Source organism: Micromonospora sp. NPDC048905 (assembly GCF_040649655.1).
Classification (GTDB): domain Bacteria; phylum Actinomycetota; class Actinomycetes; order Mycobacteriales; family Micromonosporaceae; genus Micromonospora.
This window is the reverse complement of sequence record NZ_JBEZFV010000002.1, coordinates 280,068-300,745: the sequence shown is the minus strand read 5'-3', so window position 1 is coordinate 300,745 and position 20,678 is coordinate 280,068. Positions and strand designations below refer to the sequence as shown.

Below are 20,678 nucleotides of genomic sequence, written 5' to 3'. Positions count from 1 at the left end.
CGGCTTGCTGACCGTGCTGCCCGAGGCCGGCGGAGATGCTGGAGTGTCGTTCGCCCTCGGGTTTCCGGACAACCTTTTCGGGGATGCCCGCGCGGCCTGGTTGTTCGCGAGGGCGGCTGACGAAAGGAGGACGGTCATGACGTTGGCCAACCCGGCACCAGACTGCTTTGAGCTAGAAGACGGGATGATCCTCGCACCGCTCCTGATCGTCCGTGGTCCGACGGGTATCTGGTCGAGGTGGGACAAGGACTCTGCGCCCGGCCGCAACTCCCCGGAACTGCTCGCCCGACTATCCGCACCGGAAGAGGAGAGCAATGCCCATTTCCCGTATCGCGATCCGTGAGGGTAAGTCCGAGACGTACAAGAAGGCATTGCTCGACCAGATCTACGAGGCCATGCGGGAGACCGTCCAGATCAAGGACGGCGACCGATTCATGACCATCACGGAGCATGACGAGAGCACGTTCGCCTACGGTGAGTTTCTCGGCATCCAGCGGTCGGCCGACCTGGTGCAGATCCAGATATTCTGGACATCGGGTAAGTCCTCCGAGGCCAAACTATCGATGTATCGCGCGATCGTCGAGCGGCTCGGGCGCGACCCGGGGGTGCGTCCCGAGGATGTGCTGATTTCGGTGGTGGAGACCGGTGCGGAGAACTGGTCCTTCGGTAACGGGGAAGCTCAACTCTTCAAGGCGCAATGAGCAGCTGTCGGCAGCGGCGAGGTCCGACATCGTCATCCGGACCTGCCGCACACTTGGCGTTGGAGCTTCCCAAGGCTTCCCGATATTTGGGAGATCTTTCCAGATGGCGGGAACTGGCATAGTGTCCGGCGCGGGGGGTGTCCGCGATGGAGCTGTTGGAATGGGACGCGCGCACGTATGACACGCTGCCTCTACCGCACGAGCGGTGGGGTGTCGATGTGCGGGCGCGGCTGGGCCTGACGGGTACTGAGACAGTTCTCGACCTGGGTTGCGGTACTGGCCGGGACACGCAGCAGCTACTGGCGCAACTACCGGGCGGCCGGGTCGTAGCCGTCGACGGCTCGGCCCAGATGCTCGACCAGTTACGCGCCCGGCTCCCCGCCGCCGGTAACCGACTGGTCACCGTCCAAGCCGACCTGCGTGAGCCCCTGTTGCTGGCCGAGCCGGTCGACGCCGCGTTCAGTGTGGCGACCCTGCACTGGCTTCCCGACCACGAGACGGTGTTTCGTTCGGTCCGGAACGCGTTGCGGCCCGGTGGCCGGTTCGTTGCCGAGGCGGGCGGTTACGGCAACGTCTCCGGCTTCCTGGCCACGCTCGGCGAGGTCGTCGACGATGATGGTGCCCGGTTCTGGAACTTCGCCGACGTCGAGGAGACGCGGCAACGGTTACGTGCCGCCGGATTCAGTGAGATCGAGGTCGATCTGGTGCCGGATCCCGCTCGGCTGGCCCGTGGTGCACAGCTGGAGGCTTACCTGGCGACCGTGATGCTCGGGGCGCACCTGCGCGAGTTGCCGCAGCAGCGACGGCGGGCATTCGTCCACCAGATCGCCGAGCGGATGCCGGAGCCGCTCATCGACTACGTCAGGCTGCAGATCTCCGCCGTCCGGGCGAGGTAGTCGAGGCGGAAAGCCGGGGCGATGGTTGCGGCGACGATGGGGACGGTGTCGGGGAGACGCGCCGAGGAGCCCGGCAGCTTGGTGGCCAGACACACAGCGGCCGGTGGCTACGGCATCGGGCGGGTCACCGGATCAGGCGCGCTGAGCCGTAGGCTGAGTCAATGCGGTCCGGACGTGCCCTCGTCGGGCTCACCACGCTCCTGACCATCGTGTTCGCCGTTCCCGAGTGGCGGATCGTCGAGCAGCACCCGCTCCCCGCCATACCCCTGCTGCTCGCCAACACCCTGCCGGTGCTGGCGATCCGATGGAACCCCGTCGCCGTCGTGCTCGTCTTCGGTGTCACGTACCCGCTCTGGCTCGAAACGCCGTTCGACGGAGCGCACGAGGGCCATTTCCTCCAGTCGTTGCCGCTGTTGGTCGCCCTCTACGCCGCCGGCGCCTGGCGCCGGCCACTCTGGCTGCGCGCCATCGCCCTCATCACCCCCCTGTGGATGATGGCCGCGGTCGTCGCCGGCCAGTGGCGGGTGAGCGTGACCGACCTGCTCTACGTCGCTGTGGTCTGCGGCGTCGTCTGGGCCCTCGGAGTTGCCATCGACGACCGGCAGCGCTACGCCGAGGACCTGGAGGTCAAGGCCGAGCAGTTGCGGGCGGCGCAGCAGGCGCTCGCCGAGCGCGCCGTCGCCGACGAACGGTCCCGGCTTGCCCGCGAACTGCACGACGTCATCGCCCACGCGATGAGTGTCATCACCGTGCAGGCCGGCGTCGGCGCTCACCTGGTCGCCGCCCGCCCGGCACAGGCCGCCGAGGCGCTCACCATCATCGAGCGGACCGGTCGGGAGGCGCTGTCGGAGATGCGCCGCATGCTGACCGTGCTGCGCGACCCGGCCCGGAGCGACCAGATCGGTCCGGCCCCAGCACCGCAGCCGGGCCTCGCCGACGTACCGTCGCTGGTGGCCGCCGCAGGCGACGCCGGGGTCGCCGTCACGGTCGCGGTCTCCGGACCGCCGATGCCGCTTCCACCCGGCCTCGACCTGGCCGTCTACCGGGTGATCCAGGAGTCGCTCACCAATGTCATCAAGCATGCTCCGGGCGTACGGACCCAGCTCACCATCAGCTACCAACCTGACCGGCTCACCGTGGAGGTCCACGACCCGGGGGCGGCCGATCCGGCGTACATTCCTGGCCAGGGCCTGCGGGGGATGGCCGAGCGGGTCGCCCTCTACGACGGTGAGCTGTCGACCGCTGGCGGACCGGACGGGTTCCGGGTGACCGCGACCTTCCCACTGGAGGCGCCGTGATCCGAGTGCTGATCGCCGATGACCAGGCGCTGCTGCGGGCCGGGTTCCGGGCGCTGCTCGACTCCGATCCGCAGATCGAGGTGGTGGCCGAGGCCGAGGACGGCGAGCGCGCGGTGGCCGCCGTCGCCGTACACCGGCCCGACGTGGTGCTGATGGACATTCGGATGCCGAAGCTGGACGGGATAGCGGCGACCCGCCAGGTGCTGGCCGCCGCCAACCCGCCGCACGTGTTGATCCTGACGACCTACGACACCGACGAGAACGTCTTCGACGCGCTGGAAGCGGGGGCGGTCGGCTTCCTCGTGAAGGACACGCCGCCGGTACAACTGCTGGAGGCGGTCAGGTCGGCGGTGCGCGGCGGCGCGGTCATCTCACCATCGACGACCCGCCGCCTGGTCGACCATCTGGTCGCCACTCGGCTGCGACAGGACCGGCCGGCGCCGACCGCGCTGGCGGCCCTCACCGAGCGGGAGCGGGAGGTGTTGGGACTCATCGCCCGCGGCTGCTCCAACCGGGAGATCGCCGGCCGGCTCCACATCGCCGAGCTGACCGCGAAGACCCACGTCTCCCGGGTCCTGACCAAGCTCGCGGTGGAGAGCCGGGTGCAGGCGGCCGTGGTCGCGTACGAGACGGGACTGGTCCAGGCCGTACCTCCATCGGAGTAGCCGCGAACGCCGCCTTTGGCGGACGTGCCCAGGCCCGGCGCTCTCGTAGCGTCACCTCATGGACGTCGTGAGGGTCGAGAATCTCCGCAAGAGCTACGGGGACGTGGTCGCCGTCGAGGACGCGTCGTTCGCCGTGCGGCGGGGCGAGATCTTCGGACTGCTCGGCCCGAACGGCGCCGGGAAGACCACGATTGTGGAGTGCCTGCAGGGTCTGCGGAGACGCGACGGTGGGCAGGTCGAGATTCTGGGCCTGGACCCGGCCCGCGAGCCGGAACCCCTGCGCCGCCGGGTCGGGTCGCAACTGCAGTCCTCCGCCCTGCCCGACCGGCTGCGGGTCGCCGAGGCGATCCGGCTCTTCACCCCGCCGGGGTCCACCGGAGACGTCGAGGCGACGCTTGCGGCCTGGGACCTGACCGCGCTGCGGCGTCGGCCGTTCGCCGCGCTCTCCGGCGGCCAACGGCAGCGGCTCTTCCTCGCCCTGGCGATGCTCGGCCAGCCGGAGGTCGTCTTCCTGGACGAGCTGACCACCGGGCTGGACCCGCAGGCGCGCCGCGTGACCTGGGACCTGGTCCGAGGCGTACGCGACCGGGGAGCCACGGTTGTCCTCGTCACCCATCTCATGGAAGAGGCGCAGGCACTCTGCGACCGGGTGGCCATCGTGGACGGCGGTCGGGTCGTCGCGCTGGACCACCCGGACACCCTCACCGCTCAGCACGGCGGTCCGATCACCATCACCTTCACCGTCGACGGTCACGACGTCGGCTTCCTCGCCGGAATACCGGGCATCAGCAAGGTCAGCACCACCGGCGGTGTGGTCACCGTCGCCGGGGTGGCCCGGGCCACGGTGCCGGTGGCGGCCGCCCTCGCCGAACGGCGGCTGTATCCCGCCGACTTTCGGACTCACCATCCGACGCTCGAGGACGTCTACCTCGCCACCACCGGACGCCGGCTTCGCGACGAGCCACCGAGAGGACCGCAATGACCACCCGCATCGTCTGGACCGAGATCAAACTGCTCGCCCGGGAACCGATCACGCTGCTGATGAGCCTGGCGTTTCCCGCTCTCCTGCTGGTCCTGCTGGCCGGCTCGTTCGGCAACGAACCCGACCCGGAGATGGGCGGCATCGGCGGCGTCGACTTCTACGTGCCCGTGTACGCCGCCGCGGCGATCGCCGTGATGGGCTTCCTCGGCGTCCCCACCCACCTGGCCGCCTATCGCGAACGGGGAGTGCTGCGACGGTTCCGCGCGGCCGGGGTCTCCGCCTGGCCGCTCGCGGGTGCGCAGATCATCGTCACGGCGCTGATGGCAGCGGTTGCCGCCGCTCTCATGATCGCTATCGGGTTCGGAGGCTACGACCTCAACGCGCCGTCCTCGACCATCGGGGTGCTGGCCGGGTTCCTGGCCGGCACGCTGGCCTTCGCGGCGCTCGGCGTCCTGCTCGGGACGCTGCTACCGACCGCGCGGGCCGCCCAGGGCGTGGGACTGCTGCTCTTCTTCGGGCTCTTCTTCATCGCCGGTGGCGGCCCCCCGCCGTACCTGCTGCCCGACACCCTCAACACCGCCGTCGACTTCACCCCGATGGGGCCACTGATGGACGCGGTCAGCGACCCGTGGCACGGCGCCGGGTTCAACCCGACCGCCGTAGCGGCCCTGCTCGGCGTAGCCGTGGTGGCCGCGCTTCTCGCCGTCCGTCGGCTCGCCCGAACCTGAACCACGGACACCCACCGGGGCGCGGTGAAAGGCTTCGGCAACCCTCGCCGCCGGCACAGCCGTATCGGTAACGTCAGCCGCCTAGCAATTAGGTGGACTCATGAAGTTGCTGGTACTCGGCGGTACGAGGTTCGTTGGTCGGGCGATCGTCGACGCCCTCCTCGACAGTCACGACGTGACCGTGCTGAACCGTGGAACGCAGCCCCTCTGGGACGGCCGGATCACGCAGCTCGTCGCCGACCGCGACGACACCCGCCAGATGGCCGACGCGTGGACGGTGGCGTACGACGCTGTCGTCGACGTCTCCGCTACCGTGCCCGGGCACCTGCGGCACCTGCCCCGAGCCACGGAGATCCCCCGGTACGTGTTCATCAGCTCGGCGGCGGTGTACAGCCGTGAGTCGGCGGCTCCGCCGTTCCGGGAGGACGATCGGGCCGACGGCGACGCGATCTGGGGCGGGTACGGCGAGGCCAAGGCGACCTGCGAGCGGCTCCTGCGCGAGGCGCTACCCGCACGGTCCCTCACCGTCCTGCGCCCGCCCTACGTCTACGGCCCGCACAACACCGAACAGCGCGAACAGTTCCTCTGGGCCAGGATGGCCGCCGACCAGCCGGTCTTCGTGCCAGGTGACGGACGTACCCGGATCCAGTTCTGCGCCTCGCGGACGGTGGCCGAGACGGTCGTGGCGGCGGTGGAGGGCCGGCTGCCGACGGGCACGTACAACGTCGCCGAACAGCGCGGGTACACGTTCCTGGAGTACCTCGCGGTGCTCGCGGACGTCATCGGCCTGCCCGCCGCCCGGATCGTGCCGGTCACGGACCCGTCCGTACCGGCGCGGGAGTACTTCCCGTTCCGCCAGGCCGAGCTGACGCTCGACGTCAGCCGACTCGCCGCGCTCGGCCTCGTCCCGGACGTGGACCTGGCCAGCGGCCTGGCCGCCACCCTGGCCTGGTTCCGCCGCAACGGCGGTCTGCCCGACGAACCCACCCCACGGGAGTACGCGTGGCGCGCGACGACACCCGGGGCCAGCCCGTGGAGTGGTCAGGGTGGCCGCTGACGGCGCGGTTGACGCGTGCTTCGGTTCGGGGCAGGGCTGGAAAACCGGTGCGGTTGGGTTGGTTGGTTGGGGCAGGATGTCGGCATGATCTGGGGCCGACGCGACAGTGACGTTCGCCCGCCCTCGGTGGCGGGGGAGAGTGAGTTGCTGGGCGCGGTGCGGGTCACGGCCCACGAGGCGTGCGATGGCCGGTGGGAGGCGTTGCACCGTCTGGTCGAGGTGCTGCTGAAGGTCGATGCCCTGGGCGACGAGGTGGTGGCGCGGTCGGCCTTGGCGTTGGTCGCCGGGCTGCCGGGGCTGGTGGTGCGGCTCGACGGGCACGCGCGGTCGGAGCCGTGGTACGCCCACTACCAGGAGCCTGCGACGCGCATCGCGGAACGGTTTTCGACTGTGTCGTCGGGGCCGGTGGCGATGGTATTGGCGAGCATGCATCGGGACGGGCGGATCCGTGAGCCTGCGGTCGCTGCGATGGTCAGTCGGCCGTGCCCGGAGGTGATGCCGTTTCTGGTGCTGCGTACCGCCGATTGGGTCAGGCCGGTGCGGGACCGGGCGCGCGCCGGGCTCGCGGTGCTGCTCGCCGACGACCCCGGTGTCTTCCTGCCTGCGGTGTTGCCGATGGCGCTGCGCCTGGACGCGCGCCTGCGTGCTGGCTTCGCGGTCACCCAGGCTCAGGCAGCGGTGCTGGCGGTGACGGAGCAGGTGTGGCGCGGTGTCCTCGGCGAGGGCGGCCGTCGGGAGCGGCAGTTCGTCTTCGAGCTCGTCCTGACGCAAGGCCGGCTGCGTGTGCCGGATCTCGTGACCTTTGCCGAGTCGGATCCGGATGTACGGCTGCGGGCGCGGGCGGCAGAGGCGGCGTGTCGTGAGGCGGTGTGGACCCGTCGGCTGGATGTCCTGCAGCGTCTGGCGCGGTCGGTCCGGGCCGAGGTGCGGGTGGTGGCGTTGACCGGACTGATCCGCGCCGGCAAGGACGCCGACGTCGTCGGACACCTGGATGATGACGCGCCGCTGGTACGGGCGGTGGCCCGAGACGCGGCCCGCCGCCTCGGTGTCGACGTGCGGGCGCGCTATCGGACTGGCGTCGAGGTCGGCGAGCCTGGTTCGGGGGCGATCGCCGGACTCGCCGAGACCGGCTCCGCAGCGGACGCCCCGTTGCTACAGCGACTGCTCGGCCATGAGCGGGCAAGGGTCCGTGCTCAGGCGGTACGTGGTCTGCGACTGCTGGACGCGGTGGTGCCGGGGGAGTTGGCGGCACTGGTGCGGGATCCGTCACCGGCCGTGGTGCGGGAAGTGACCGCAGCGCTGCGCCCGGTGGCCGGCGCGCTGCCGCCGGACCTACCGTGGGAACTGCTTCGGGATGGGCGAGCGGAACTACGGCGGGCCGGCTACCGTCTCCTGCGCGGTCGGGGTGTCGACGTCGAGCTGCGCGCCGCACTGCTACTGGCCGTCGACGCGCACCCGCGCCTGGCCGAGCGGGGCAGGGCCGATGCCACCCGCATCGCCCGTGACGTGGCGCGGACGACGTGGCGCCGGACCCCGCAGCCGGAACTGCAGGTCACCGGTGCGGAACACGCTGAGCTTGTCGCGTTGGCGGCAAGGGCCGCAGCGGCGCTCGGCGAGGAGACCAGTCAGCAACTCTCGGGCTGGCTCGCGAGCAACCATCCCAGCGGATGACGGCCATTCAGGAGAGCGGAGACCCTGACGGTTGTGGAAGGGGGATTCCGGCCCCAGCGGCGGCGAGTTCGGAGCGGATCACTTCGAGCAGTCGGCCGACCCAGTTGGTGGCTCGTTCGCTACCGATGGACCAGTAGGCGGAGCCGGAGTCGACGTAGACGACGTGGGCGTCGCCGCTGTCCAGCAGGGTCTGTGCCATCTGCGGGTGCTGGGTGTACTTGGCACGCAGCAGGACGGTCATGACGGCCAGCCGCGCCGCAGCCCAGTCGGCATGGCGGGGTGCCTGCTCAGCTAGCAGGCCGGCGTCGTATCCGCGCGGTGCCGCGGTGATCTGGTCGTGCCAGTGTGGGTCGGACGTCGAGAGCGCCCAGTAGGCGTGTGTGACGCTGGGGTAGCTGGTGGCGCCGACGGTGATCACTGCCGGGTAGTCGTTCTGCAGGACTTCGACGCCGGGTGGATCCGGCCAGCCGCGGGGGTAGACCACCTTGGGGATCGTCAGCGTGGGGTGCACCGGGCGTTCGGGGCCATCGGCCGGGACTCGCGCGTCCCAGGTCTCGATCGCGATCTCCCGTTCGCGGAAGTACGCGACCGCCTCGGCCCGCCTCTGCTCGGTGACGACCGGTCCGTTCGGCCGGCCGTGCAGTGGTGCACCGAGGTCGGTGATCAGGATTCGCAGTGGAACGTCTTTGCGGTCCATGTCGCCGAGGGCGTAGACGCGCAGGTGTTCGGGGATGGCCAGGTAGCGCTCACGAACCGTGTGTCGGTTGTCGTCGGTGGGGTCGGCCAGGTAGGTCTGCACCGCTTGTAGGCATCGACCGGTGGAGTCGGGTCGACCGTTGAGCCGGTCGATCTCGTCGGAGACCTCGCCGAGAAGCATCTCGGCGCTGATCGCGGAGCTGGGCTCGGTGAACCGCCACGCCGCCAGGTGATGCGCCGATGCCCATGCGCCCTCCTCCAGAGCGGTGGCGACGCTGCCGCAGCGCAGTTGTTCCGCCAACCCGTCGAGGTCGGTCAGCCCGCCGGTGCCGCAGTCGATCGCGCCGTCGGCGTAGATGACCAGGTCGGCCAGGAAGTACGTGTCCATGCTGCGGGTAAAGACGGGCCGCCAGGTGCCTTCGACTCGTTGGCCGTCCACCTGGCGGTAGGTGCGGCGATATCTGGTCATCGGCGCACCGTAGTCCAACCGTGTCCGACCCACCATGCGCAACGGCCGCCCATTACCCGTGCGCTGCCCGTCGGCGAGCGTCTCGCGGAATCGGGGTCGCCGGATCGGCACCGACCGGGCATGATCCTCTACGCACCGAACCGGCGGATCTTTACCCGTGCGACGAGATGCGATACCAGTTCAGCTGGCCCAGCGAAGTCTCGGCCGCGCCGCTCAGGAGAACACTGTGCACTGTACGAAATGCGGAGCCGAACTCGGACACCCCGGCCAAGGCCACACGTGCCGGTCCTCCACACCTCCGCCCGCGCTCAGAACAACAGGTTGGAACGTCGCGACCTGGTTCGCGATCGGGTTCGCCATCCTCTTCGCCGTGGCCGCGATCGCCGCGGCCGTCCTGGGCAGCCTCCCGAGCGGCCGGGCCCGGCCGCTGCCCCCCTCCGGCACCGGCGCGGCGATCGGCGGCTCCGGCACCGCGATCGGCTTGGCCCTGGCCAACCTGATCCTGTTCGCCGCCATCATCGGCCTGGTGGTCAGCGGGCTTATCTGGGGCCGCGGCACCCGCCAGATCGCCGAGGCGCACGGCTCCTCCGGCCGCTCGTACAGCCGCCACTGGGGCACGCGCGTCTTCTCCGCCTGCATCGTCTCCAGTGCTGCCGTCGCCTGGCTGGCCACCGACCGAACCGCTCCGGCCGTCCTGTTCGGCCAGGCGACCCTGCGTATCCTGGGCGCCGCCGCGCTGATCGGGGGCATGTTGCACAGCCGGGCGCGGGTCCTGCGGCTGATCGCTGACGTCGACCGAGTCGTCGCCGGCCACTATTCGCCGGTCGCCGGGCAGGACCCGGCGTGGCCGCTGTCGCCCACTCCGACCAGCGAGGACTGGAACGCCGGCCAATGGGACCCCGAGGTGATGCGCGACATCGAAGCCCGCCGCCGCAACAGAACCTGACCTCAAGATGCGGCTGGTCTCCAGCGTGACGACAATCGAGTACGGCTAGCAGCCGGACTCGACCGAGGGCTGGGTGAGCGAGGAGACGGTGTGATAAGTCGGAGCCTGCTACTACTCTTCCTCGCCACGACGATCCCGATCGTCTGCTTCCCCGGTCCGTCTGTCGCGTTCATTCTTACCAACTCCGTACAGAAGGGCCGCGCCCTCGGCCTGGCTTGCGTGCTCGGAGTCGAGATCGGATATCTGGTACACGTTTTCGGTGCTGTCGTCGGCGTCTCCGCCGTCATAGCGGCGAGCGCCCAGTTGTTCACCATCGTCAAACTGGCCGGCGCGGCGTGGCTGCTGTGGCTCGCCTGGAAGGCGTTCCGCTCCCGCAAGGAGGGGACTCTTGCCCAAGCGGGTGAGGGTGCCCGCGGAGATCTCAGACCTCTTGCCGCATTCCGCAGCGGCCTGCTTGTCGGTGCCCTGAACCCGAAGACCGCCGTCTTCTTCCTGGCCTTCCTACCCCAGTTCGTCTCCGCCGACACTGGACCCGTCCCCGTACAGTTGCTGATCTTTGGGCTGCTGTTTATCGCACTTGCCAGCATTCCTGACACGCTCTGGGCATTGGCCGGCGGATTCCTGCGAACGCTGACACCGAGGCTGCGACTACGTTCACTTGACCGGGCAGCCGGCGTGGTCTACTGCGTGCTCGCCGCCTTCGCGATAACCACGACCGCGCGGGCCTGAGATTGACTCCTGAGTCAGTGGGTTCCTGAGGTGCTGCGCTGACGGGCGACGCGCCCACAGTCGACGAGGGCGGTAAGGCCGCGCGTATGGTCCGTCGCGTGACGACTGACGAAGAGCGCGACCGCCTCGCCGAGCAGCTCGCGGCGTTACCGGTGTACGAGCTCGTCGACGTGATGCGCCGAGTCTTGCCGCGTCACACCGAGGACAACCACGGCATCCGAACCGAACTGGTCCTGGCTGAGGCGACAGCCTATGAGGACGATCCCGGTCTTGAGGTGGAGCTGGTCGCCTGGCCTGACCGCGACTACTACGACGGTGGGCTTGGGCTTTACCAGGGCCTGTGGGAGAACGGTCACTGCGCGAAGTGCGACATCGAAGTGACATCGAACGCCAAACGTGCCTTCTGTCCTTTCTGCGGCTCCCGGTGCAGCCTGACGTGACCTCCAGGTATCGATCACGACGTCGAGCGGAAGGTCGTCATGCCCGAGAAGGCCGTCACGCAGAAGGCGCTCTGTTACATCGTGCGGAATGGAGGGCTGCTCGTCTTCCGGCACACGGACCACAGCTACGAGGAGGTGGGCGTCCAGGTGCCGGGTGGCACCATCCGCCCCGGTGAGGCTCCGGAGGATGCCGCGCTTCGCGAAGCCCGCGAGGAGACCGGGCTCACGGACTTCAGGGTCGTCCGCAAGCTGGGGGAGGCCGAGTACGACATCAGCCCTCTTCGGTTCGAGATCCAGCGCCGGCACATCTTCCTCATGGAACTCTTGGAGCCCACGCCCCTGCGTTGGTCGAGCCAGGAGGGCCACGACGGCACCCAGCCGCCGACTCCGTTCGAGTGCTTCTGGGTGCCGTTGACGGCGGGGCACATCCTGCAATCCGGTCAGGGTGCGCTCCTGGGCCGAATTTTCGACTGACGCCGCTGCCGCCAGCGGGTCGCGGTGGTGGCTGCTGTTGCGGTGCTGCTCTGGTTGCACCACGAGCCTCGACGGTGCGTCAAGCCCAACCCGCCAACCCCTCAGTGATCAGCAGACTCCGGGTGACGTCCTGGTGCGGGCCTGGAGCCACTCGCGGCGGCCAGGCGCCTCGCCTCGGTGACCAGTCGGCTCGACCCGCCGCGCGCGATGGCCTCGGCCAGCCCGGGCACGTCGATCCGGACGCCTGTCGCGCCCGCCGTCTCCGCCGCCAGGGTCAGCAGGTCCGGGGTGCCGCGCGAGGGCTTCGGTGCCGCCAGCAGCGAAGGCAACGCGGCGGCGAGCAGGCGCCAGACGCTGAGCGGGGCACCGGCGGCGGCCGCGTCGCGCAGCGGCTGCAGGGTGCGGGTCAGCGTGAGGTCACCGACGGCGGCGAGGGTGCCGAGGTGAGCTCCGACCGTGGGAGCGTCCAGGTCGCCGGAGGCGGCCAGCATCAGCAGGGCGTCGACGGCCGCGACCCGGTCGGACTCGTGCCGGGCACCCAGGCCGTACGCGAGGGCGAGATCGACGGCGGGACCGCCGTCGCCGCCGCACTCGGCGAGCAGCGGCAGGATCGCGGCACCACCCGACAGGTCCTGGTCGGCGCCGCTGGCGATGTCGGGCAGCGCGTACGCCGCGACCAGTCCCCGGTAGCTTGGCAGCACGGCCGGCCAGAGCAGAGCCGCGTCGCCGACGTAGCTGTCGACCGTTCCGGCCGGCACGGTGAGCAGGCCGAACGGGTCGTCGACGCCCTCCGGCGGGCTGAGCACCACGTGGGTCCGTTGCCGAGGCGGCTCGTCGTACCCCAGGTAGTAGCTCTGCCGGCGCTCCTGTCGGGGCAGCGTGACCACCCGCTGGTCCGGGGTCGGCAGGCCGCCGGCGCGCAGCCAGCCGGCGAGCCGGTCGCCGGCCGGTGTGCCGAGCGTCGCGGCCCTGGCCGCGAGCGGCTCGTCGACACGCGCGGGCAGCCGCAGCAGGGCCTGCGTCAGGTCCATCTCCCACGCGCCGTGCTGGCCGAGCAGGGCCAGCCGGTCGTACAGCACCTCCGGGTCGAGGGCACCGTTCGCCATCGTCGGGGCCGCGAGCAGACCGGGGTGCTGGGGCATACCGACGCGGTCACCGATCTCGGCCAGCCGGGCGCGCAGCAACCGGTGCGGCGGGAGTACCCGTGCATCGGGCGACGGTCCGCCCGGCGCGCGCCGCCGCACCGCCGCCAGCATCGCGGCCCATCGTCCCCGCCGTCCGCCTCCCTCGACCGGATCGGCCGCCGCGTGCAGCACCCCGCCGAGGAGACCACACAGGCAGTACGGATCCCACGGGTGTTCCTCCGCGCCGGCGCGGTGCCGTCGCAGCACCGGAATCAGGGCCTCCTTCAGCCGGTCGTCACCGGCGAGCCGGACCACCGCGTCGAGAACCCGTTCCAGGTCGGACGCTGTTTTCGGGCCGCCGAGCAGGGAGGCGACCTCCTCGGCCAGCTCGTCGGGGTCGGCGATGGCCGGGGGAGCGGGCAGCGGGCCGGCCGGTGGTGGCAGGTCGTCGCCCACCGCACCGACCACGACCCGCGGGGCGACCACGTGCCCGTGCCGGGCGGCCAGCGTGCCGGCCCGGTCGCGGATGTCCGCCGCCGGGTGGTCGACAGCTGTCGCGATCACCTCGGCGATCTCCGCCGCCCGGTCGGGGTGCCGGCGGGCGAGCTGGTCCAGCCACGCGAGCTGGGCGCGGACCAGCGCCTTGTCGGGCCGGACGAGCACAGCCCGCGACGTGTCGAGCAGCCCCTCGATCTCCACGCCGTCGCGAGCCCGCAACGTCTTCTGCGCCATCGACGCCACCGGCCCTGGGGCGTCGGCGAGCAGGCGCAGGTAGTCGCCGCGATGCCCGTCGACCTCGCTGGCGGTGGGCTCCAGCAGGGCGTGCAGGGTGACGAACGCGCGCAACGCGGCCGGCCGGTCGCCGCGCAACAGCCGGCTCATGCAACCGTCGAGCAGCACCCTCCGGTCCAGGCGGCCCTCGCCGGCCAGTCGTGCCAACGCGCGCGGCAGGGCGAACGTCTCGTCGGTCATGAACTCGTCGAAGGACATCCGCGTCCCGGCACCGTCCAGCTCGAACAGGCGCGGCACCAGGGCGTCGAGAAACACGTCCGCCCGGAGCCGGTCCACCAGCGGGATCGGTCGCTGCCCCTCCGGCGGCCACGCCATCAGGGCGAGCCACCCCTGCACGAACTGGTCACCGGTGGGTGCCGCCGCCTTCTCTGCGGTGAGCAGCTCGGCGACGAATGCCCAGCCGTCCGTCGGGTCATCGCGGCGGAGCCGGTCCGCCAGCCGGTGTGCCAGCTCGCCCAGCCAGGGCACCCCGCGCGTCCGCCCGACCTGGGCCACCAGCGCGGCGTCGACACCCCGCAGCGACACGTTCCGCCGACCGAGCAGCTCGGCCGCCGCGGCGGCGGTCGGCAGGCACCCGACGGCGGCCACCGCCAGGGCACCCGCCTGATCGTTCCACCACCAGTTGTCGCGCCGCCGGCGCACGTGGGCCACCAGCCCACCGGCGAACGACCGCCGTCCCTGCTCGTCGAGGTCGGTGACCGCGTCGACGGCCGCGCGAACGTCGCCCTGGACCAGGAAGTCGAACGGATCGCTCACGCCCCGACCTCCACCGAAGCGCCCACCATCGACGTGGCGAGCGCGTGCTTGCACGGCCCGCGCTGACCGCGGTGCCGCGCCCACCAGGGACAGGAGCAGGTGTACGAGTGGTCCGCTCGGCGGCGCACCCGGTAGACCTCGTCGCCGTGGCGTACGGTCGCCGCCTCGCCGTCCAGGGTGACCGCGCCCGCCTCGACCAGCGCCCGCGCCGCGACCAGCCGCGGATTGTCCCGCTCGGCCCGGCCGGCGTCGTACGGCAGCACCCGGTGGAAGTAGCCCGCCTCGGTCACGTCGAACCCGACCCGTCCGGCGGTGCCCAGGTGGGCCAGGGCGGCCCGGACCCGGTCCGCCGAGATCCCCGCCGAGGCGGCCAACGCGTGGACATCGATCGTCGGGTCCCAGGACAGCAGTGCGGCGACGAGCGCGGCGTCGTCGGCGACGTCGTCCGTGGCGAGCGCGGTCAGCGCGCCGCCCTCGCCGGAGAAGCCCCGGTAGGGCTCCGGCGAGAGGGTCAGCGACAGCCGCAGCGCGCCGGTGTCGAGCTGCCACACGCTCGGTAGCGGCGGCGACCCGGCCGCCGCCGGTGGCCCGTACACCCGCAGGCTCTTCGCGTACCTGAGCAGCCCCCGCAGCGTGGCGAGCCGCCCGGCGCCGGCCAGGCACACCGCGCCGGGCACGGGGCGTGCGGTCAGCCGCAGCGAGCGCCCGGTCGGCACCACCCAGAGCACCGACCGGTCGTTGCCCGCCGGCAGCCGGCGCAGGAAGGCGGACGCCTCCGCCGCGGGAATCTCCGCCCGCGGTTGCATGGCCGCGGCGATCAGATGGACCTCGGCGAACCCGCGCAGCCAACGTCCGGGCAGCGGCACCTTCTTCTCCACCACCTCCCCGTCGAGGGTGGACACCGTCAGGTCGTCCGGACCCACCGACAGGTGCAGGGGGTCGATGCCGCCCACCCGGGCCAGCGCCTCCCGCAGCGGCGCGTTCACGTCGACGTTCGTGGTGCCGTGCTCGACGATGTCGCCGTCGAACCCGGCCGGCACGACGTCCAGCCGCGCGTACACCCCGCAGCAGCCGGAGAACGACTCGAAGCGCATCCGGTCCCGGCTGCCGGTGACCACGGGATCGAGGCTCGCCGGGCTGACCGGCTGGTGGTACCGGGTCCGGGCAACTTCCGCGACCGCCAGAAGCCCGGCGGCCGCCGCCTGCGGAGTCGTCAGAAAACCGGAGAAGAACCGCGGGTTGGTCGCGGGTCCGCCGCTTGTCTGCAGCGCCAGGTCACCCCGGTGCAGTGTGGACGGTCGGAGGTAGCGGTAGGTCTGGAGGACGCTCACGACTGCAGAACGTACGACCGACCCCCGACATCCTGCGAGGGAGGTCAGTCCACCAGCCGCACGGCCGGTATGGTCGGGTCGTGTCTGCGTTGGCCGGTGTGCCCCGTCCTGTCGTGGCGCTCGTCGCGGTGCTTGGCGCTGCCGCCTGTGACGGTGCCCCGGCGCCGGTGGCGGTGCCGACCACAGGTGCGACCACGGCCAGCGCTGCCGCCAGCACGCCCACCGCCTCGGCCGGCCCGGTCTTCCGCGCCCAGGATCTGGACCTGTGCAAACGTACTGATCTTCGACCGTTGGCGGAGCTGTCCCTGACGGTTGCCCGCACCGATCCGAAGCCACCGCTGGGGCACCCGGGGGCGGCGTGTCTGTTCGAGATGCGGACCAGGACCGGCCATCAGGCGAACCTGCTGGTGGAGGCGTCCACGCTGGTCAGCGCGGAGGAGGCTGGGCGGCTCTACCGGGCGACGCAGCAGGTGACGGTCATGACTCCGGCCGGCGGCATCCCCGGTCTGGGCGAGGAGGCCGAAGCCTTCACCAGGCGCTCCGATCCGGGCTTCAAGTACGCCGAGTACATGGTCCACGCCCGCACCGGCAACCTGGTGGTGAAGGTCTGGTTCTCCGTCGGGGGTGCTTCGTACGCCGCGACCGAAACGCTCAGGTCGAAGGCGCTGACGTTCCTCCGGGCGACGCAGGCGGCCGTACCCATCGGGTGACGCACCCGTCGGTCCGCCTGCCGGCGGGCATCGGCCGGCCGACCGGCACAGGATACTGAGCGGGTGCGCGAAGACGAAGTGTTGCGGGGTATCGCCGCTCGCGTGGCAGCTCGCGACTACAGCGATGACGTGTGGATCCGCCCCGGCGACCTGGACGCGAACGGCAACTGGGTGCTGAGTCCCGCGCCCGAGGGCACGCGGTGGCTGGTGGTACGCGGGTCGCAGGAGCATCTCGCCGCGCTGGCAGCCGACGCCGTCGACCCGTTGCCGCCGCTCGAACCGGCCTCGGTGCACGCCGTGGACGACGCGGAAGGGCTGCTGGGGCATCCGCTGCCGCCGCTGCTTCGACGCATCTACCTGGAGGTCGCCAACGGCGGCTTCGGTCCGGTGCTGGGCGTTGCCGGCGGTGGCACGGACGATCTCGGTCGTACCGCGGTCGATCTGCTCAGCCCTCGCGAACCCGCCGGCTTGCTGCCGATCGGTTATTGGGGATGTGCGATCTACTCGTACGTCGACTGCCTGGGGAGGGGAGCGATGATGTGGGGCTTCGACCCGAACTCCGGCCTTGGCGAACACTCGTTCTACGCGGAGGGCATCTCGCTCGTGGACTGGCTCGACGGGTGGCTCCGCGGGAGCCTCGAACAGCCGCACCTCGAACCCGATCCGACGTGAGCGTCGTGGCCCGGGTGAGGGCTGACGCAACTCCTCTGGCGGCCGGCTCGTTGGTGCAACAGGGGCGGACGGAGGCGGACGATGGCGGCGGTGCGGGGTGCCGACCTGCTGCGTCCGCCCACCAGTTCCGGCCGCGCGACGTTCCTGGAGCTGTTCTTCGATCTGGCCTTCGTCGTGGCCCTCACCCGGGTCTCCCAACGGTTCGCCGGCCTGAGCGATGACACCGGCTGGGCGCTCGTCACCGGGTTCGGACGTACCCTGCTGCTCTTTCTCGCGCTCTGGCTGATCTGGTCGCACACCGCGTGGATCACCAGTCGCTACGAACCGGAGCGGCCGATCATTCAGGCCGTCGTGGTCGGCACCATGTTCGCCGGCCTGATCATGGCGGTGACGCTGTCCCGCGCCATGGAGGAGCGAGCGCTGGCGTTCGCGGCCGCGTACCTGATGGTGATGGTGGTGCGGCCGCTGGTGGTCGCCGCCGCGCTGCGGGGTCACCCGCGACGGCTCGTGCCGTTCCGGCTTGCCGTGTGGGCATCGACGACCGCGCCGCTGTGGCTGGCCGGCGCGTTGGGTCCGGACCGACTGCGACTGCCGCTGTGGGCTGCCGCACTCGCGATCGACTACCTCGCCTGGGCGCTGGGCTGGCCGCTGCCGTGGCTCGGGGCGTCGAAGGTGGGTCGCTGGCGGATCGCGGGAACCCATCTCGCCGACCGCTACCAGCAGGTGTTTCTCATCGCACTCGGTGAGTCGATCCTGGTCATCGGCGTGGTTTTCGGCGGCACGGACTATTCCTACGGGCGGGCCGCCGCCTTCACGGTCACGTTCGCCACCAGCGCGCTGCTCTGGCGGATCTACTTCCACCGCGCCGGCCTGCTGCTGACCGACGCGTTGGAGCGGGCGGACATGCCCGGCCGGCTGGGCACGTTGTTGGAACGGACACATCTGCTGATCGTGTTCAGCGTGCTCGTCACGGCAGTCGGCTACGAGTTGGTGATCGATCATCCGTTCGGGCAGCCGCGGCCCGGTTGGCTCCTGTTCGTGGTCGGCGGTCCGATGCTCTTCCTCGTCGCCCGCATGCGGCTGGAGTACGAGATCTTCGGCCGGGTCTCCCGTTCCCGCGCCATCGGATTCGTGGCCCTGCTGCTGTTCACGCCGGCGCTGGTCCGCTGGGCGCCGATGGTCGGGCTGAGCGTGGTGGCCGGAGTGCTGGCCCTGGTCGCGCTGCTCGACGCGCGGCGAAGCTGGGGACAGCCGCTGGAGGTGCCCGCTCCGCCGGTCGGGCGGGAGTCAACCGACGTTCGCGACTCCGAGGCGTGACCGCTCGGCCGCACGCAGGGCGAGGTGAGCGCCGGCCCGGTCGCGATGGTCTGGTCGATCGCATGTCGCCGGTGACCATCGCGACCTGGCCGTCGAGGCGCGGAGGTGTCCAGGACCGTCGCTACAGGCCCAGGCTGCGCAGGGTCGGTACGGTCTGGCCCACCCAGGCGAGGGCGGCGTCTTCGCGGGCGCCCTGGGTACGTTGTGTGCCGGCCAGGAACCACAGGAAGTAGGTGGTGTAGCCGGGTGCGCTGACCACGGTGTGGTAGCCCTCGGGCATCATCTGCATCACGTGGTCGCGGATGGTGACGTTCTCCTCGTACCCCTCGTCGGTGTAGACCCGGCTGATACCGAATCCGTCCGCCGGGTTGACGCGGTAGTAGTACATCTCCTCGTGTGCGGCCTCGGCGGGCAGGTCGTCGACCTTGTGCCGGTGTGGCGGGTAGGTGCTCCAGTTGCCCGAGGGCGTGTAGGTCTCGCCGACGATGAGCCGGCGGGCGGGCAGCTCCGGTTGGGCGATCTCGGTGAGGATCTGGTGATAGGTGCGGCCGAAGTTGGCCGCTCCCCAACGGCCGGTCGCGACCTGCTCCGGCGCGATGACATAGGGCTCGGTGGCCAGGTCGCTGGGGGCGCTGGGCAGGGCGATCTCCACGTCGGTGACGGCCTCGACGGTGATCGAGGAGCCGGCCGGGAGGTAGACCGAGTGCGGCTTGCCGGAGAAAACGTCCGGACGACTGCCGACCTGGGGGAAGTGGTGGCCCGCGACGGTGAAGGTGGCGGTGCCACCGAGGATGACCGCCAGGATCTCCCGGTCACCGGACTCGCCGGTCCAGGACTCCCCGGCCGACAGCCGCAGCAGGGTGAAGTCCAGCAGCTGACAGGGATTGACGGGCAGCGTGTTCCGGCCCTCGGCGGCGGGAATGGTGCAGTGGTAGCGGTAGTTCATGGTCACCTTTCGGGATGCGGGGCGGTGCGGGTCGGTCGCGGTGGTCACCAGGGGCTGGCCCAGCCGGGGATGGTGGCGCGGGTGAGGGCTTCCAGGTAGAAGTAGTCGCCCCAAAGGGTTCCCTCGTCGACGCCGACGTCCTTGGGCTTGTCGTAGACGCCGTGCAGGAGCAGCGCGTTCGAGCCCGGCTGGCCGCCGGTGGAGTAGTGGTCGATGAGTGAGCGCAGGATCTCGGCGGCGGCCGCCCGGTACCGGCCGGCGCTGGCCGGGTCGGTGAGGTTGTCGGCGAGTTCGAGCAGGCCGCAGACGGCGATGGCCGCTGCCGAGCTGTCCCGCTCCTGGCCGCTGCCGTCGCCGAACTCCAGGTCCCAGTACGCGACGCGGTCGTCGGGCAGGTGCGCGAGGAAACGGTCGGCGCAGGTCATCGCGGCGGCGAGCAGCGCGGGATCGCCGAGGTGCCGGTGGTTGAGGCTGAACCCGTAGATGCCCCAGGCCTGCCCGCGAGCCCAGCAGGAGTGGTCGGCGTGGCCCTGTTCGGTCTCGCCGCGCAGCGGGGCGCCGCTGTCGGTGTCCCAGTAGAAGGTGTGGAAGGTGGTGCCGTCCGGACGCAGGATGTGCTGGCGCAGCTGCGTGGTGTGCCGGCGGGCCGCGTCGGCGTAGCGGTCGTCGCCGGTGGTCTGGCTGGCCCAGAAGAGCAGCGGTGTGTTCATCAGGCTGTCGATGATGGTGCGGCCCCGTTGGCGGGGGTCGTTCAGGTCGCCCCAGGCCTGGATGATTCCGGCGGGTTCGAGGACGCGCGTCATCAGGTGGTCGGCGGCGGCGAGAGCCGCGCCGCGGGCACGCGGATCGTTGGTACGGCGGGCCGGGGTGACGCAGGAGAGGGTGTAGAGGAACCCGAGGTCGTGGGTGTCCAGGTCGATGCCGCGGTTCACCCGATCCGCGAAACTGTCCACGTGCGACAGCGCGGCCCGCAGGTGGCGGTCGTCACCGGTCAGGTCGTGTGCCAGCCAGAGCTGCCCGGGCCAGAAGCTGGTGGTCCAGCCGACGTTGGCGCCCTCGGGTTGGCCGGCGCTCGCCGGCCGCAGCGGGTAGCGGTTGGCGTCGGTGGTGTCCGCGGGGTACCGGTCGCCGAAGGTGGCGATGTTCGCGTCGACGGTGCGGATCGCGGCGGCCACCGCGGCCGCCGTGGCCTCTGCGTCGGAGCTGGGACGGACGTCGGTCGCCGTCATGGATGCTGTTCTCCCTCGTGGATCCGGTCCGGTGCCGGGCAGGTGTGCC

21 protein-coding genes are annotated in these 20,678 nt (G+C 71.0%); 16 read left to right on the top strand and 5 right to left on the bottom strand.

Annotated elements, in window-relative coordinates; translation table 11 throughout:
* Positions 1-4 precede the first annotated feature (4 nt).
* The 9 genes from AB0C01_RS06245 (at position 5) to AB0C01_RS06205 (ending at position 7,998) form a co-directional block, all read left to right on the top strand.
* A complete protein-coding gene (locus tag AB0C01_RS06245; RefSeq protein ID WP_357240198.1) occupies positions 5-343 on the top strand; it encodes a hypothetical protein in 339 nt (112 codons plus the stop codon).
* The gene (locus AB0C01_RS06240; protein WP_357240195.1) at positions 315-701 is read left to right on the top strand and encodes a tautomerase family protein; all 387 of its coding nucleotides are present in this window, start codon (positions 315-317) and stop codon (positions 699-701) included. Before AB0C01_RS06245 ends, AB0C01_RS06240 begins: the two co-directional genes overlap by 29 nt.
* Positions 702-847: 146 nt before the next feature.
* The gene (locus AB0C01_RS06235; RefSeq protein ID WP_357240192.1) at positions 848-1,597 is read left to right on the top strand and encodes a class I SAM-dependent methyltransferase; all 750 of its coding nucleotides are present in this window, start codon (positions 848-850) and stop codon (positions 1,595-1,597) included.
* A gap of 161 nt (positions 1,598-1,758) precedes the next feature.
* Positions 1,759-2,895: a histidine kinase gene (locus AB0C01_RS06230; RefSeq protein WP_357240189.1), complete on the top strand. Its 1,137-nt coding sequence runs from the start codon at positions 1,759-1,761 to the stop codon at positions 2,893-2,895.
* The gene (locus AB0C01_RS06225) at positions 2,892-3,560 is read left to right on the top strand and encodes a response regulator transcription factor (RefSeq protein ID WP_357240186.1); all 669 of its coding nucleotides are present in this window, start codon (positions 2,892-2,894) and stop codon (positions 3,558-3,560) included. Before AB0C01_RS06230 ends, AB0C01_RS06225 begins: the two co-directional genes overlap by 4 nt.
* Before the next feature lie 58 nt (positions 3,561-3,618).
* Positions 3,619-4,542: an ABC transporter ATP-binding protein gene (locus AB0C01_RS06220; protein WP_357570415.1), complete on the top strand. Its 924-nt coding sequence runs from the start codon at positions 3,619-3,621 to the stop codon at positions 4,540-4,542.
* Positions 4,539-5,270, top strand: coding sequence for an ABC transporter permease (locus tag AB0C01_RS06215; protein WP_357570414.1), 732 nt, complete (start codon positions 4,539-4,541; stop codon positions 5,268-5,270). Before AB0C01_RS06220 ends, AB0C01_RS06215 begins: the two co-directional genes overlap by 4 nt.
* Positions 5,271-5,370: 100 nt before the next feature.
* Positions 5,371-6,327, top strand: a complete 957-nt coding sequence (locus AB0C01_RS06210; protein WP_357570413.1) for an NAD-dependent epimerase/dehydratase family protein — start codon at positions 5,371-5,373, stop codon at positions 6,325-6,327.
* 84 nt (positions 6,328-6,411) lie between these two features.
* Positions 6,412-7,998: a hypothetical protein gene (locus AB0C01_RS06205; protein WP_357570412.1), complete on the top strand. Its 1,587-nt coding sequence runs from the start codon at positions 6,412-6,414 to the stop codon at positions 7,996-7,998.
* Positions 7,999-8,005: 7 nt separating this feature from the next.
* On the opposite strand, the gene AB0C01_RS06200 is transcribed toward AB0C01_RS06205, so the two are convergent.
* Positions 8,006-9,163 (bottom strand): NADAR family protein, encoded by a 1,158-nt coding sequence (locus AB0C01_RS06200; RefSeq protein WP_357570411.1) that lies wholly within the window; start codon positions 9,161-9,163, stop codon positions 8,006-8,008.
* Positions 9,164-9,533: 370 nt separating this feature from the next.
* On the opposite strand from AB0C01_RS06200, the gene AB0C01_RS06195 reads away from it, so the two are divergent.
* From AB0C01_RS06195 to AB0C01_RS06180, 4 genes are all read left to right on the top strand, one after another.
* Positions 9,534-10,109 carry a hypothetical protein gene (locus AB0C01_RS06195; RefSeq protein ID WP_357570410.1) on the top strand — a complete coding sequence of 192 codons (576 nt, stop codon included), beginning with the start codon at positions 9,534-9,536 and terminating at the stop codon, positions 10,107-10,109.
* 90 nt (positions 10,110-10,199) lie between these two features.
* Positions 10,200-10,838 (top strand): LysE family translocator, encoded by a 639-nt coding sequence (locus AB0C01_RS06190; protein ID WP_357570409.1) that lies wholly within the window; start codon positions 10,200-10,202, stop codon positions 10,836-10,838.
* Between the two features lie 98 nt (positions 10,839-10,936).
* Positions 10,937-11,278: a hypothetical protein gene (locus tag AB0C01_RS06185; RefSeq protein ID WP_357240157.1), complete on the top strand. Its 342-nt coding sequence runs from the start codon at positions 10,937-10,939 to the stop codon at positions 11,276-11,278.
* A gap of 39 nt (positions 11,279-11,317) precedes the next feature.
* The gene (locus tag AB0C01_RS06180) at positions 11,318-11,752 is read left to right on the top strand and encodes an NUDIX domain-containing protein (protein ID WP_357570408.1); all 435 of its coding nucleotides are present in this window, start codon (positions 11,318-11,320) and stop codon (positions 11,750-11,752) included.
* A 101-nt stretch (positions 11,753-11,853) separates the two neighbouring features.
* Here AB0C01_RS06180 and AB0C01_RS06175 read toward each other — a convergent pair whose 3' ends face one another.
* The gene (locus AB0C01_RS06175; protein WP_357570407.1) at positions 11,854-14,424 is read right to left on the bottom strand and encodes a DUF6493 family protein; all 2,571 of its coding nucleotides are present in this window, start codon (positions 14,422-14,424) and stop codon (positions 11,854-11,856) included.
* Positions 14,421-15,755, bottom strand: coding sequence for an SWIM zinc finger family protein (locus tag AB0C01_RS06170; RefSeq protein WP_357570406.1), 1,335 nt, complete (start codon positions 15,753-15,755; stop codon positions 14,421-14,423). Before AB0C01_RS06170 ends, AB0C01_RS06175 begins: the two co-directional genes overlap by 4 nt.
* Before the next feature lie 80 nt (positions 15,756-15,835).
* Between AB0C01_RS06170 and AB0C01_RS06165 the strand changes: the two genes are divergently transcribed.
* From AB0C01_RS06165 to AB0C01_RS06155, 3 genes are all read left to right on the top strand, one after another.
* Positions 15,836-16,465: a hypothetical protein gene (locus tag AB0C01_RS06165; RefSeq protein WP_357570405.1), complete on the top strand. Its 630-nt coding sequence runs from the start codon at positions 15,836-15,838 to the stop codon at positions 16,463-16,465.
* A gap of 63 nt (positions 16,466-16,528) precedes the next feature.
* Positions 16,529-17,137, top strand: coding sequence for a hypothetical protein (locus AB0C01_RS06160; protein WP_357570404.1), 609 nt, complete (start codon positions 16,529-16,531; stop codon positions 17,135-17,137).
* 81 nt (positions 17,138-17,218) lie between these two features.
* The gene (locus tag AB0C01_RS06155) at positions 17,219-18,454 is read left to right on the top strand and encodes a low temperature requirement protein A (RefSeq protein WP_357570403.1); all 1,236 of its coding nucleotides are present in this window, start codon (positions 17,219-17,221) and stop codon (positions 18,452-18,454) included.
* Positions 18,455-18,575: 121 nt separating this feature from the next.
* On the opposite strand, the gene iolB is transcribed toward AB0C01_RS06155, so the two are convergent.
* Entirely contained in the window at positions 18,576-19,448 is an 873-nt protein-coding gene (gene iolB / locus AB0C01_RS06150; RefSeq protein ID WP_357570402.1) for a 5-deoxy-glucuronate isomerase, read from the bottom strand.
* Positions 19,445-20,629: a glycoside hydrolase family 88 protein gene (locus AB0C01_RS06145; RefSeq protein WP_357240132.1), complete on the bottom strand. Its 1,185-nt coding sequence runs from the start codon at positions 20,627-20,629 to the stop codon at positions 19,445-19,447. Before AB0C01_RS06145 ends, iolB begins: the two co-directional genes overlap by 4 nt.
* Between the last annotated feature and the right edge of the window lie 49 nt (positions 20,630-20,678).